Genomic DNA, 14,441 nt, shown 5'->3' with positions numbered 1-14,441 from the left:
ATGATGACAACAATCTTTAAAATACTTAAGATATTTAAAAGCTTTGACATACGGAAAAAGCTACTATTCTATTCCCTGCTTATAACCCTGATATCTGTACCTGTTCTTTATTTTTTTTCCCAACACATTGTCTATAGTTTAATCATCCGTGAAAATGTTGACTACGAATACAGGTATCTTCATATAAGCGCTTCATATATAGAGACATTTTTTGAAACTATAGAAGGAAACATACGTCAGATATACAATAATGAAGCTATACGTAAATCCTTAACTAACAGCAGGCTTACTGACGATTTCAGTAATATCAGTATTACTACAAACATAATCACCAGGGAATTAGATAGTATTTTATTTCAACAAAACTATATAGATAGTGTGATCTTATTAGGTATAAACGACTTTGCTTATTACTATAACTGGGGCAGCTCTGGACATTACCTGGGTAATAATTTTAACTTTTCAGAATTCAATGATAAAGGAGACATCTTAAATAATAAAGAAGAAGGACTCCCCTTTTACTTTCAAGAAAAAACATTATTTACTGGCACAAATAAGACTGAGGGTAAAATATATAATTTATTAAACAACCGTCTCGTTTATCTTAGAAAAATCAGGGACCAGGAAAATACAATTAAAGGTGCAATTATTGTATCATTTTATCCAGATTTTATATCATCTTTGACAGCTAGTGATCCCCAAAAAAACCTGGTATTATATGATTATAAACATGAATTAATCTGGTCCAACTCTAATAATCATGACAAAATAGCTTTAAATAATACCGGTTATAAGATAAGCAGTATAAATAATGAACAGCAATTGGTGGTTCAGGAAAAACTAAACCCCTACGGCTTTAATCTTATAGCCTATACTCCAATTAAAAACATTTTGAAGGAACTATATAATATTAAAAAATATTCTATCACATATAGTATTATCTGTGTATTATTAGTTACTATATCTTCCTATATATTTTCTAAAAAAATTGCTGAACCCTTTCACAAGCTCACTGATAAATTCTCTGAAGAACTATCCCTACCAAATATAAACTACCAGGATGAAAATATTAATAGTAGTTTTTATAATAGATTGAGTATCAAAAGTAAAATTATTATATATTTTTTTATAACAATCATTATACCAAATCTTATTTTTATTTCCATACTCTTTTCCACATATTATAATATCTACAGAGATGAAGTCAAAAAATTATCAACCAATAATATAAAAATGGTAAAAGAAAACCTGGATTATAACCTGCAAAAAATAGACGAGTTTACTAAACGAATTGCCTATTCTTCCCAGGTTCAGTCCTTTGTAAATAAAAACAATAAAGACAATATCCCTATTGATAAATTTTTCTCATATATTAAAATGGACAAACCAGATTTACTGGCCTTAAGTCTATATAATACCCAGGGAGATAACCTTTATTCCTCAATTTACTTTAATACCTTTCCTGTAGAAAGAGTTAATAAAAACTTTTTTGCAGAAATGGAGAATAGTAAAGGCCAACTGCAATTTCTTAAAACTAACAATAATTACTATACAGATTCACTTATTACATTTTCCAGGACTATCCGTAGTATACAAAACCATAATTTTCAGGAGATAATTGCTTACGCGGTTTTTTATTTAAAAAAGGATTTTTTTAACTTATACAGCTTTTCTAATTTAGAAGACAAGTCATATTTTCTTATATCTACCCAGGACGGCCAGATTATTAACCGTAATGACAATGGTCTTTTATTTAAATCAGATGCTAATATACTAAGCCTCCTTAAAAGTGAAGATACATCACTTAGTTATCAAGGCAATAAATATTTGGTAAGCCAGGAGACTACTGACAGCCATAATTTTAAATTAATCGGTTTAGTCCCATATAGTCAAATAAACAACAAATTAATACCATTAAGTAAAATAAATATATTATTCATTACCTCCTGTTTTATTATATTATTGGGAATATCATCACTAATTTCATTGAGTATAACCAGGCGTTTAAACACATTAGAAAATGCTATGAAAAGAATAACTAAAAACAATGACCTAAGCATACAGGTAGCTAACCAGGGTAATGATGAAATTGCCATTTTAACCAAGCAGTTCAATAGTATGATTAAACGAATAAATGAACTAATTAAAGAAAACTATCAGGTCAAATTACATGAAAGCAAATTAATGTTTTTAGAAAAAGAGGCCCAATTAAATGCACTACAACAACAAATAAACCCCCATTTTCTCTATAATACCTTAGAATCTATAAAATGGATGGCTTATACAAAGGGGGCCCTGGAAATCTGTGATATGACTACAGCCCTGGGCAACTTCTTTCGCGGAACTATTTCCAAAGATAATAAATTTATTACTGTTAAGGAGGAACTACAACACTTAAATAACTATATCTATATTCAAAATTTAAGATATCAGGATAAATTCAGGGTTATTATTGATGTAAAGGAAGAAGTTAAAAAATGTAAAATACCCAAACTTATACTCCAGCCAATAGTAGAAAATGCCATCGAACATGGTTTAGGAGAATTAGAAGAAGGAGGTATTATCTCTATCAGTGGTTTTATTAGAAATAATATAATGCATTTTACAATTAAAGACAATGGAATAGGAATTAAAGCTGAAAATCTAAAGAAGATTAGAGATAATCTTCAATCTGAGGAAACAGAGAAATCCTCTGATTGTGGTATCGGGGTAAAAAATGTATATAAAAGATTAAAGTTATATTTTGACAGTAAGGGAAATTTAGAAATAAAAAGCAAAGAAAAACAAGGTACAATAGTTAAATTTTCAATGCCTGTTATTTTTCAGGAAAAATAACAAAATGTAAATAAAATATCATCAAGATAAAATAAACTTCCTGTTTTATCTTGATGATATTTTTTTATTATTTATTAGCTTTATTTCTATTAAGATGCCCTAAGGTTTAAGAACTACTTTTATACCCTCTTTTGATTCTACTAATTCAAATCCTCTTTCCCATTCTTCGATACTAAGTTGATGAGTTATTAAACCTGATAAATCCACCTGACCCTTTTCAAGTAATTTTAAACTTTTTTCCCATACATCCCAGGTATGGCTAAAAGATCCCCTTAAAGTTATAGCTTTTTCTATTATCTTATCTAAACTATAATTGATTGGTTTAGGACCCCAGGCAATCTTATTCACTGTTCCTTCAGGCCTGACTGCTTCTAATGCCAATTTCAAGGTGACTGCAGGACCAGCAGCGTCTATAACTACATCAGCGCCATATCCTTCATTTTTTTCCTTAATTATAGGCAGAGGCTCAGTTTTACCACTGTTTATTGTCGTTGTTGCACCATATTCCTTAGATTTTTCAAGCCTTTTTTCATCCCCATTAGTACCAATCATAATAATTTCACTTGCACCTGCAATCGCAGCCATATTGCAAGATAATATTCCTATCGGTCCAGGTCCTATTACTACAACGACATCACCTGGGTTAACAGTCATATTATTTACAACAAGGTTATAAGCTACACATAATGGTTCAGTTAAAGAAGCCTCTTCCAGGCTCACATTATCAGGCACACGATGTAAAATTCTTTCAGGAACTTTAACATAGCTAGCATAGGCTCCATCAACACCAAAACCATAACCCTTTCTTTCTTGACAAAGGTGATAATTATTTGTCCTGCACATTACACATTTTCCACAATATTCAGCATGTGTTTCAGCAGTAACCCTATCACCTTTACTAAACTTTTCTACTTTCTCTCCAACCTTATCAATAATACCAGAAAATTCATGTCCTAAAATTAAAGGAACTTCCACAGGATAACTAACATTATTATGATGCATATGGGGATCACTCCCACAAATTCCTATACTATCAACCTTAACCAAAACATCTGTAGGTCCAATTTTAGGTATCGGAACATCTCTAACCTCAGTACTCCCATCTTCTAAAGCATATTTCACAACTGCTTTCATGTCTTTCCCTCCTGATTTTAATTTTATTATTTAATTATCATTTTTATACCTTTTGTCTAACTCCTACCTTAGACTATCAAAATCTTCATCTTTAATTACCACTTTGATTTCTTAAAATCTATGTTAAAAACCTAATAATTTAGGTACAAATAACACAAGTGAAGGCCAATATGTTAATAAAAGCAAGACTGATATTTCTACTGCTAAAAATGGCAAAATCGCTTTGGTAATATCTTCAAGTGTTATTTTAGCAATCGGAGCCGCCACAAACAAGCAGACACCTAATGGAGGTGTTGCTAAACCAATATTCAAATTAACTATCATAATAATTGCAAAGTGCAAGGGGTCTACTCCCAAATTCATCGCTAAAGGTGCTAAAATTGGGGCAAGAATAATAACATTTGCTCCTACTTCCATTATCATACCCATAAATAATAGGAAGATATTGATAAATAGCAATATAATAAATGGATTAGTTGTTATAGATAAAACCCAGTCAGCCAACATTTCAGGTAAATGTAAAACTGTTAAAGCCCAACCGAAAGCAGTAGCACTAGACATTATCAACAATATTACACCTGTTGTTCTAGCACTTTCCAGTAAAGCTGATGGTAAATCTTTTAATTTAAGTGTACGGAAAATAAAAAAGCCAACAAATAATGCATAGGCAACTGCTACAGCCGCAGCTTCAGTAGGGGTAAAAACACCAAGTGTTATACCACCAATAATTATGATAGGCATTATTAAAGCTAAAATACCATCTTTTGTTACTGATAAGGCATGTTTAACACTGATACTTTCTGTCCTTCTGGGATGATCATACTTTTTAGCATAGAAAAAACACAGTGCCATTAAACCGATACCCACTAATACACCTGGTACAATACCACCAGCAAATAATTCTCCTACTGATATTCCTACAACATTTGCATAGATAACCATTAATACACTGGGTGGAATGATTGGACCTATAACCGATGAAGCTGCAGTTACTGCTGCACTGTAATCCCTTTCAAAACCCTGTTCTTCCATAGCCGGTATTAAAATAGACCCTACAGCTGAAGTATCTGCAACACCAGAACCAGTTAACCCTGCAAATATAATGCTTGCTAAAATGTTTACCTGTGCCAAGCCACCATATACTTTACCAATTATAACATCAGCAAATTGAACTAATCTTTTAGTAATACCACATTTATTCATTAATTGGCCAGCGAGCACAAAAAAGGGAATTGCTAATTGAGGGAAACTATTTATACCACTAAACATCTTATTGGGAATAATATTTAAAGGTATCATACCCCATTGACTCATAAAAATTATAACAGCAAATAACAAACAAAAAGCAATAGGAATATTAGCGAACAACATTAATACAAATGGCACTAACAACCATATACTCATTTATTATCCCGCCCTTACATCAGTTTTAGTTTCAACTTTGTTATTAAACAATAAACTCAAATCATTAAAAATAAAATTTAGAATATGAACTACCATAATACTAGTGCCAGCAAATATTGCAGATTTAGGTAATTTAAATGAAATTTGCATTGTAGGGGTTACTGAACGCGAAGTAATTATATAATCATAAGCATAATATATTACTACACAAAGGAAGATAAAAATAATAATATCTGTGAATAATTTGAATGCTTCTGACAGCTTTTCAGGCAGTAAATTTACAAAAAAACTAACCCCGACATGATCTCCATATTTAAGCCCAACACTAGCTCCTAAAAAAGCTACCCAGATATTCAAATAGCGAGAAAGCTCATCAACCCATGGTAAACCAATATTTAAAATATAACGAAAAATTACCTGTAATAAAACTATTGATGTTAACACTGCCACTAACCCTATTACTACAATTTTAGCAATATCATTAATTCTATCACTCAGGTTTTCGATAAAATATTTTAGATGCCCGAACACAAAAAATCCCCCTTATAATTTTTTTATAAATAAAGGAGAATATCCCAGTAGGAATATTCTCCTTTATCAGGACTTTTGATTAGTAACCTAGTTTTTCTGTATATTCTTCAACAGTTTCTATCATACCATCAACTAGTTCAGCTCCAATTTCATCTTTTAACCATTTAATAACGGGTGGCTGTGCAGTGTTCCTAAATACTTCTAATTCTTCAGGAGTTGGTTTATATATTTTCATATTATTATCCTGAAGAATTTTAACTCCAGTAATATAGGATTTAATAGTTTCACTAGTTGTACCTGCAGTAGCAGCTGCTTTACCAGCTTCTTTAATTACAACCTGATATTTATTAGGTAAACTATTGAAAAAGTCATCATTAATTACCAAAAAGTTTTCACTCCAGAGGTGACCATCAAGGGTTATATAATCCTGCACTTCATATAAACTACCAAGTACAACAGAAGATATTGGGTTTTCTTCTCCATCAACTACACCAGTTTTTAAAGCTGTATATAACTCTGACCAGGCAATTGGAACTGCTGTTCCTCCAGCAGCCTCTACAACTTTTTGGTAGATTGGGCCCTGCATTACTCTAAATTTCAATCCCTTAAGGTCTTCTGGGCTGCGAATTTCTCTTTCACTATTTGTGAAATGTCTAAAACCATTCTGGGCAACTCCAAGAACCCTCAAGCCAGTTTCTTTTCTCATATCTTCATACAGGTCTAACATGAAATCACTTTCATTCATAACTGCCATTGCAATATCTGAATTCTGGAACAGATATGGTATTGAGAAAACCTGCCATGCTGGATAAAATGAAGGTATTGCAGCAGTTCCAGTAACAGCTTCCATTTGACCACCCTGGGTAGCTTCTAACATACTCATTAAACCACCCAACTGACCTGATGGAAAAACCTCTACTTGTATAGCTCCACCAGTATTGGTTTCAACCATAGACTCAAAGACTTTACACATGGTATATTCTAGACCAACAGCAAGATCATCTTTTTGATCAGTGGTACCGATCCTAATTGTAACTGGATTATCTGGGGTTGGATTTAATTCTGCTGCCAAAACGCTTCCTGCCAGTAATATAACAACTGCTAATGTTAATATTGCTAATAGATAAAGTTTTTTCATTCTTTTTACATCCTCCTTTAAATTTTAAATACATACTTCTAACAATTTATTAAAAATTCTTAATATAATTATTTCATTAATCCCCCCTTTTAAAATGAATTTATTCAAAAATTACCACTATTTTGCATTGAATATTAAATTTTTAACCCTTTTTCAAAGAAATATTATTTAGCTGCTCATAGAACAATCCTAAACCACCATGATCTACCTCTGTATGGCCGTCATTTAATAATTTCTGCATCATTTCCATAACCTGTGCTGTTAAAGGCATATATGAATGCAATTCTCTACTAGTTTCAAAGGCATTTGTCAGGTCTTTAACATGTAATTTCATCTTGAATCCTGGGTCATATTCACCTTTTAACATCCGGGGTGCCTTATCTTCCATACATTTACTCCCGGCCAGTCCCCCTCTAATGGCATTAAAGATATTTTCAGGGTCAACTCCTGCTTTTTTACCCAGACTTAAAGCCTCTGCTACTGCTGCTATATTGATACCAACAATTACCTGATTGGCTAATTTAGTTGTCTCTCCAGCACCTATACCACCTACCAGGGTAACACTAGCACCCATTACTTCTAAAATTGCTTTGTTTGCTTCAAATACCTCTTCTTTGCCTCCTACCATAAAAGCTACTGTTCCAGCTTCCGCACCTTCCTGGCCACCACTAACTGGGGCATCTAACATCTCGACTCCTTTTTTCTCCAACTCTGCAGCCACTTCCTGGGAAACTAGCGGGGCTATGGAACTCATATCTATTAATACCTGTCCTTTTTTAACCCCTTCTATTACCCCATTTTTACCTAAGACTACTGCTTTAACATGTGGTGAATTAGGCAGCATGGTGATAATAACCTCACTATTTTCTGCTATGTTTTTGGGAGAACTAGCTTTTTCTGCACCATAGTCTACCATTTCATTGACTGCATCTTCGTTAATGTCATAAGCTATCAGGTCATAGCCAGCATCGATTAAATTCTTGGCCATGGGTTTACCCATGATTCCTAATCCAATAAAACCTATTTTTTTCATCGTTATCATCTCCTAATAAAGAATATTTTGTATTTACATTAACTTATCCAGGACAAACCTTAAATAAGTTCTTGAGCTTTTCTTACTATCTCATCAGTGGTTAAACCATAATGTTCCAGGAGTTTATCATAATCACAGGAAGATTGTCCAAATCTGTCCTGAACCCCAACCCTCTTTATACGTATTAATTCATCACTTAAAGCCTCTGCAATAGCCCCACCAAGTCCACCTATCATACTATGTTCCTCTGCAGTAATAATACCTTTTACATCACTGGCATATTCTTTAATCTTCTCTACATCCAGCGGTTTTATTGTACTAACATTAATTATTCTAACCGATATATCTATTTTAGCTAACTCTTCCCTGGCTTGCAAGGATTTATGAACCATTAGTCCGTTAGCAAATATTGTTATATCATTTCCATCTGCTATTTTACTTACTTTTCCTATTTCAAATGACTCCTCTTCTGTGGTTATTATCGGTAAATCAGCACGGCTAACCCTTAAATAAACCGGACCCTCATATTCTACCATGGCCCTGACAGCTTTCCTGGTCTCCAAAGCATCTACTGGAGATATTACTGTCATATTGGGTATCGAACGCATGATTGACATATCTTCTATGGCTTGATGGGTAGCTCCATCTCCAGCATCAGATAAACCACAACTTGAACCAGCTATTTTGACATTAAGATTAGGGAGAGCCACCCCTTGTCTTATCTGGTCATAAGGCCTACCTGTTGCAAATACAGCAAATGAATTAACAAATGGTATTTTACCGGTTAATGATAGCCCAGCTGCTGTAGTAACCATATTTTGTTCTGCTATTCCCATTTCAAAAAATCTATCCGGGTATTCCTCACCTAAGTAACAGGACATTGTAGAACCACTCAAATCTGCATCCAGCGCCACTATGTTTTTATTTTTTCTGGCCTGATTTAACAATTCTTTTCCATAAGCCTCTCTTAAACTTGCTGTTTTCATTTATATTTCACCCCAGTATTATAAATTTGCTATATCTTCTTTGGCCTGTCTATATTGTTCTTCAGTAAGTTTAGCATTGTGATAACTCGCCTTGTTTTCTGCAAAAGATACACCTTTACCTTTAACTGTATTGGCTATTATCACTGAAGGTCTACCTTTGACATTATCTGTAGCATCTAAAGCTTCAACGATCTCTTCCATATTATGACCATCTATTTCGAAAGTTTCCCAGCCTGAAGCCTCAAATTTAGCCTTAATATCACCTAAATCATATCTCTCAGCTATTGGGCCAGTAGCCTGGACTTTATTGCTATCTACTATAGCCACTAGATTATCTACTTTAAAATTATTAGCGGCAATAATTGCTTCCCATATCTGTCCCTCAGCCAGTTCACCATCCCCAACAATTACATAAACATTATAAGCACGTTTATCCAGTTTACCACCCAGGGCCATCCCTAAGCCTAATGACAGTCCTTGTCCTAATGACCCTGTATTAGCTTCAATTCCTGGTGTGTCTTTTTCAGGGTGTCCCTGTAAGATAGAACCAAAGGTTTTAGTTTTCTTAAGTTCATCTTTTGAGAAATAACCTGTTTCAGCCAGGGCAGCATACTGAGCCAAAACTGAATGCCCCTTACTAAAAATAAACCGGTCACGGTCAGGGTCTTCAGGATTATTAGCATCATGATTCATCTTATAAAAATAGAGAGCTGTTACTAGATCAGCTGATGACATCGAACCCCCTACATGCCCCTTTTTGCCTACTCCAATAGTCTCTAATATATTTTCCCTTATTACTACAGCTTTTTTCTTTAATTCAGCAACTGTATTCCCCAAATTAATCCCCTCCTATAATTTGTTTGATATATTTATGAATAAATTCTTAATCTATAATAATATTTTGCCCTTCTTTTCTCACCTCCCAGTCAGAGCATAACCTTGATCACTAAGTCTCCCTTCATTACTCGTAATCTATTTAAGATATAATTATTATGGTTGTTTGTTGTGTGTTGTTTGTTGTGTGTTGTTTGTTGTTAGTTGTATTACAACTATATTTAAATAATAACACTTAAATAATATTCTGTCAAATATAATTTAAATTATTATCTAAGTGTTTTTCCATTAACTCTTTGGCAGCTTCTTTATCCTTATTCTCAATAGCCTCAATAATTTCACCATGGTAACGGATTCCATCTTCTGAACCCATAGTTTTAATAATTTCTGACATAGTTTCTTTTAAATAATCTTTCATCAGAAAATTTGCCTTTTCAATGATAGGATTTTTAGTGATCTGACATAGTGTTAAATGAAAATTCAAATCCTCTAAAGCAAATCTCTCTAAGTCATCTTTATATTTTTTCATATTATTCAATATTTTTTTTAACTCTACTATGTCTTCATCAGTAACCCTTTCTACTACTAATTCAATTGCTCCAACTTCTATTATTTTTCTATATTCATGAACAGAAAATGATTTGGAACGTTTTAGATTTACAAAAGTCGGCAGCAGGGCATCAATATATGTCTCACCAGATAATTCCTTGACAAAAGTACCCTCACCCTGTTTTTTTTCAAGTAAATCCAGGGCTACCAATGTCTGCAAGGCCTCTCTTATAGTCACCCGGCTGACATTTAACATTTCAGATAATTCATTCTCAGAGGGGATTTTCTCCCCAGGCTCCCATTTGCCTGTGATAATTTGCTGTTTTAATTGTTCAAAAACCTGACGACTTAAACTCTCACGCTTTTTAATCGGTTTCATCTTTAACTCCCTCAACACATCAATGTAATTGTTAGTTGTGTTACAACTGGTTTATTTAAAATAATAGCATGTTTTTTTACTACTGTCAAGTGGTAATTTAATGATTTTAACTTTTTCTTTTTCAAAAATACCTACCTATACTTATTTGCTGTCTATATAGAAAATTGCTATAATTAATTAAGAGTACATAAAGGAGGAGTTTCCAGCAATGACCCCGGAAAAGTCAGATTTGATAGTAGAACACATTAGTAGAAAAGGAGCTCCTTTTAATATGGCGGCCAGACATTATCATGATCAATATGAAATATATTATCTCCTTAATGGTGAACGTTATTACTTTATAGATAATAGGACATATCACATAAAAAAAGGTGACATTGTTCTGATAGATAAGAATATTTTGCATAAGACCAATACAACCAGGGAGTACCCCCATGAAAGAATCTTAATACAATTCAGTACTGACATAACTGATAAAATAACTAAAGACATTGATTTATATCACTGTTTTCATTTAAAACAAAATGTATACTCTTTAAACCCTGAAGAACAATTATGGATGGAAAATCACTTATTCAATATCTTACAGGAAAAAAAGAAAAAACAGGCAGGTTACTTCACTTATGTTACTATTTTAATTACAGAATTACTTATTTTTCTTAATAGATTTATCAAGTCAACAACTTCTTGTTCAGCAAATTATCCCAATGAAACCCATAAAAAAATATCTGAGATAGCAGGTTTTATAAATAATAATTTTAATAATAAACTATCTCTGACTGAGCTGGCAGAACAATTTAATTACAGTCCCACTTATTTAAGCAAGACCTTTAAGAAAGTAACTGGTTTCTCATTTGTCGAGTATAAAAATAATGTGAGAATTAAAGAGGCCAGTAAATTACTACAGCAAAGCAGTCTAAATATTACTGAAATCGCCTGTCAGGTAGGTTATAACAATCTAACCCATTTTGGGCGCATATTTAAAAATATAACCGGTCACTCCCCCCTGAAATATAGAAAAATAAAGGAAAATTCAAGAAAAAAGATTAATTAATATTCTTAAGAGAAAGCGCTTTTAAGAAATTCATCAACCCTATCTCCATTCCAGATATGACCACCATTAAAGACATGATGGTAAAGATTTCCCTCTGCATTCATTAGTTTATAAGCACTACGAACAATTTCAAGTTGACTATAAACATTGGCAAGGCCGCTATTGCCATTAAGCTTATCCTTACTACCGGATTTTATCATTAAAGGCCTTGGTGCAATCATAGCCCCCAGGTCTCCCATATCACAATAACGCCATAATTGAGGCACAAAATTACAGCTACACATATTTGATTGAAAAATAGTATCTTTAAAACCATGAAAATACCCGGCAACAATAGCTGCCTTTACTCTCTGATCCATTACCGCCAGCCAGAGAGCCTGTAAGCCCCCTCCAGAAAAACCACATACAGCAATTCTAGTACTATCTACATATTGACAGGTTTCAGCATAATCCAGCAAACGCATTAAATCCCAGACAAACATTCCTGTAAGAGACTGGCCCAGTGCTATAGCCAGATTATTAAGTTCATGACAGCTGCTACTTAAGATGTCTTCGCCCTCATCCCCCTGCTTTATTATTTCCCTTCTTTCACCAAAACCCCGGGCATCAGGGCAGAAAACTATATAACCCTTTTTTACTAACTGGATCCCATAATCATAATTATACTTCTCTATCACCCTGTTAACCCCTGGTATATCACTTCTACCAGCAACTGCATATTTTCCACCACTATCATGTCCATGTGGTGCAATTACAGCTGCCCTTTCTTCCCCTTCCTGTAAATCATCAGGGAGTAATATATAAAACGGCATTAATACAGCAGGTTCAGTTTGAATTATCATCTTAATTCTTTTATAATCATCCATCTTCTCTGTCTCAAGGACTTCCGGTTTTAATTCAGAGAAGGTCATCTGATTTAATCCTGTAATATCAGCAAGTTTTACCCTAAGTTTTTTCTTCCACAATCTATATTGTGATAGATACTCTGCTTTAAAAGCATATCTAGCAGATATATTATCATAAACCTGTAATAAATGTTGAAAACTGGTATAACGGCTCAATATAACCCCCCCTTAGCTGAAACATAATACTCATAAACAAAGCATCTACTACTTTAAAAAAAAACCTTACATTCTACCATTATCCTTAGAATCCCTTAGTTTTAAGAAACCCTTTATTTTTTCCTGCCGGTTCCCACTAAAATAAGTATCCCTTACCCCGTCAAAAAGAATACAGGGGTCATTTTCATCAATCTTATCTATTTTACACCCATTAAAATCAATTCCCTCAGCATTTACAATCTCAAAACCAGGTCCCAAATGACCGCTTACCCTAACATTAATAAATTTTATATCTCGAACATTATTACAATAAAAACCCTGCTGAACCACCGGCTCTATTTTATCAGCCATTGCAGGTACAGCTGGTCTGGCATCTTCCGCCAGTTCAATACTTATATTATCAAAAGTTATTTCTTCTAGCGGCATTTCTGGTAAACCATAAAGGAAAACAGCTGCATTACGAACCTCTCTGGCAGTAATATCACTAAAATGAATCCTTCTAAAAGAAGGTGTACTTTTATCTACAGGGTATATTTCTTTATCCCATACCCTTTTATCTTTACCACCTTTACCACAGAAATAGTATAAATTCATTATAATCGTGCAAAAAACATCTTTCATGATTATATTATTTACCCTGATATCCTCAACAAGACCACCCCGACCCCTTCTGGATTTTAATCTGATACCACGATCTGTCCCCTCAAAAATACAGTTACTGATCACTACATTTCTTATATCACCACTCATTTCACTGCCAATAACAACACCACCATGTCCATGAACCATTGTACAGTTAATGATGGTGATATTTTCACAGGATACAAATTTAGGACAATCTTCTGTACCTGATTTAAGGGCAATACAATCATCACCTACATCAATATGACAATTAGCAATCTGTACATTCTTAGATGAACTGGGATTTATTCCATCAGTATTGGGGGAATTAGCTGGATTTTTAATCGTTACCTTATTGACTGTAACATTGTGACATTCAACAGGATTAATTGTCCAAGCTGGGGAATTTACCAATCTAATCCCTTCAATCAAGACATTATCACAGTTTCTAAAAGCAATAAAACGCGGTCTGGGGTGTTTTAATTCATTGTTTTTAAATAACTGCCACCAGTATTCACCCTGGCCATCCAGGAAACCCCGGCCGCTTATAGTAATATTCTCAAGGTCTTTACCATGAATTAGTGAGGTATATAGTTCCTGTTCACTACCCTCCCACCTACCTTGTACTAATTTATATTGAGCTACATCCTGAACAAATTTTACAATAGAACCTATTTCAAAATATAAGGTTATATTACTTTTTAAAGTAATGGAAGCAGTCAAAAAAATACCAGCAGGCACATAAACTGTACCACCACCATTTTCAGCACATTCCTGAATTGCCCTGTCAAAGGCAGCGGTATTAATTGTTTTTCCATCACCAACTGCCCCATAATCAGTAATATTATAAAAATTTTTATTCATTAAGAACCCCCCTGAAAA

12 protein-coding genes are annotated in these 14,441 nt (G+C 33.6%); 2 read left to right on the top strand and 10 right to left on the bottom strand.

Going from position 1 to position 14,441, the window contains the following annotated elements; all coding sequences use genetic code 11:
- Positions 1–3 precede the first annotated feature (3 nt).
- Positions 4–2,835, top strand: a complete 2,832-nt coding sequence (locus GM661_RS04590) for a sensor histidine kinase (RefSeq protein WP_230868941.1) — start codon at positions 4–6, stop codon at positions 2,833–2,835.
- 99 nt (positions 2,836–2,934) lie between these two features.
- Here GM661_RS04590 and GM661_RS04585 read toward each other — a convergent pair whose 3' ends face one another.
- From GM661_RS04585 to GM661_RS04550, 8 genes are all read right to left on the bottom strand, one after another.
- On the bottom strand, positions 2,935–3,969 hold the full coding sequence (locus tag GM661_RS04585) for a zinc-dependent alcohol dehydrogenase (protein WP_230868940.1): 1,035 nt from the start codon (positions 3,967–3,969) through the stop codon (positions 2,935–2,937).
- Positions 3,970–4,092: 123 nt separating this feature from the next.
- Entirely contained in the window at positions 4,093–5,373 is a 1,281-nt protein-coding gene (locus tag GM661_RS04580; RefSeq protein ID WP_230868939.1) for a TRAP transporter large permease, read from the bottom strand.
- Positions 5,374–5,376: 3 nt separating this feature from the next.
- Positions 5,377–5,904 (bottom strand): TRAP transporter small permease, encoded by a 528-nt coding sequence (locus tag GM661_RS04575; protein WP_230868938.1) that lies wholly within the window; start codon positions 5,902–5,904, stop codon positions 5,377–5,379.
- 79 nt (positions 5,905–5,983) lie between these two features.
- On the bottom strand, positions 5,984–7,042 hold the full coding sequence (locus GM661_RS04570) for a DctP family TRAP transporter solute-binding subunit (RefSeq protein ID WP_230868937.1): 1,059 nt from the start codon (positions 7,040–7,042) through the stop codon (positions 5,984–5,986).
- A gap of 142 nt (positions 7,043–7,184) precedes the next feature.
- Positions 7,185–8,075 (bottom strand): 2-hydroxy-3-oxopropionate reductase, encoded by an 891-nt coding sequence (gene garR, locus GM661_RS04565; RefSeq protein ID WP_330165242.1) that lies wholly within the window; start codon positions 8,073–8,075, stop codon positions 7,185–7,187.
- A 59-nt stretch (positions 8,076–8,134) separates the two neighbouring features.
- Positions 8,135–9,061 carry a transketolase family protein gene (locus tag GM661_RS04560; RefSeq protein WP_230868936.1) on the bottom strand — a complete coding sequence of 309 codons (927 nt, stop codon included), beginning with the start codon at positions 9,059–9,061 and terminating at the stop codon, positions 8,135–8,137.
- Positions 9,062–9,079: 18 nt separating this feature from the next.
- Positions 9,080–9,898: a transketolase gene (locus GM661_RS04555; protein WP_230868935.1), complete on the bottom strand. Its 819-nt coding sequence runs from the start codon at positions 9,896–9,898 to the stop codon at positions 9,080–9,082.
- A gap of 247 nt (positions 9,899–10,145) precedes the next feature.
- Positions 10,146–10,823: a FadR/GntR family transcriptional regulator gene (locus GM661_RS04550; RefSeq protein ID WP_125988583.1), complete on the bottom strand. Its 678-nt coding sequence runs from the start codon at positions 10,821–10,823 to the stop codon at positions 10,146–10,148.
- Positions 10,824–11,031: 208 nt separating this feature from the next.
- Here GM661_RS04550 and GM661_RS04545 point away from each other — a divergent pair, with 208 nt between their 5' ends.
- On the top strand, positions 11,032–11,877 hold the full coding sequence (locus tag GM661_RS04545; RefSeq protein ID WP_230868934.1) for an AraC family transcriptional regulator: 846 nt from the start codon (positions 11,032–11,034) through the stop codon (positions 11,875–11,877).
- A gap of 5 nt (positions 11,878–11,882) precedes the next feature.
- On the opposite strand, the gene GM661_RS04540 is transcribed toward GM661_RS04545, so the two are convergent.
- The gene (locus tag GM661_RS04540) at positions 11,883–12,938 is read right to left on the bottom strand and encodes an alpha/beta fold hydrolase (protein WP_230868933.1); all 1,056 of its coding nucleotides are present in this window, start codon (positions 12,936–12,938) and stop codon (positions 11,883–11,885) included.
- A 66-nt stretch (positions 12,939–13,004) separates the two neighbouring features.
- On the bottom strand, positions 13,005–14,423 hold the full coding sequence (locus GM661_RS04535; protein ID WP_230868932.1) for a glycoside hydrolase family 28 protein: 1,419 nt from the start codon (positions 14,421–14,423) through the stop codon (positions 13,005–13,007).
- Between the last annotated feature and the right edge of the window lie 18 nt (positions 14,424–14,441).

This window comes from Iocasia fonsfrigidae (assembly GCF_017751145.1).
In the GTDB taxonomy this organism is placed as follows: Bacteria; Bacillota; Halanaerobiia; order Halanaerobiales; family DTU029; genus Iocasia; species Iocasia fonsfrigidae.
Note: the sequence above shows the minus strand (reverse complement) of the source record. Positions and strands in the feature narration are given on the sequence as shown.

Coding starts and splice junctions, on each gene's coding strand:
- GM661_RS04590 (WP_230868941.1), top strand. CDS start 4: ATGACAACAATCTTTAAAATACTTAAGATATTTAAAAGCTTTGACATA.
- GM661_RS04585 (WP_230868940.1), bottom strand. CDS start 3,969: ATGAAAGCAGTTGTGAAATATGCTTTAGAAGATGGGAGTACTGAGGTT.
- GM661_RS04580 (WP_230868939.1), bottom strand. CDS start 5,373: ATGAGTATATGGTTGTTAGTGCCATTTGTATTAATGTTGTTCGCTAAT.
- GM661_RS04570 (WP_230868937.1), bottom strand. CDS start 7,042: ATGAAAAAACTTTATCTATTAGCAATATTAACATTAGCAGTTGTTATA.
- garR (WP_330165242.1), bottom strand. CDS start 8,075: ATGAAAAAAATAGGTTTTATTGGATTAGGAATCATGGGTAAACCCATG.
- GM661_RS04560 (WP_230868936.1), bottom strand. CDS start 9,061: ATGAAAACAGCAAGTTTAAGAGAGGCTTATGGAAAAGAATTGTTAAAT.
- GM661_RS04550 (WP_125988583.1), bottom strand. CDS start 10,823: ATGAAACCGATTAAAAAGCGTGAGAGTTTAAGTCGTCAGGTTTTTGAA.
- GM661_RS04545 (WP_230868934.1), top strand. CDS start 11,032: ATGACCCCGGAAAAGTCAGATTTGATAGTAGAACACATTAGTAGAAAA.
- GM661_RS04535 (WP_230868932.1), bottom strand. CDS start 14,423: ATGAATAAAAATTTTTATAATATTACTGATTATGGGGCAGTTGGTGAT.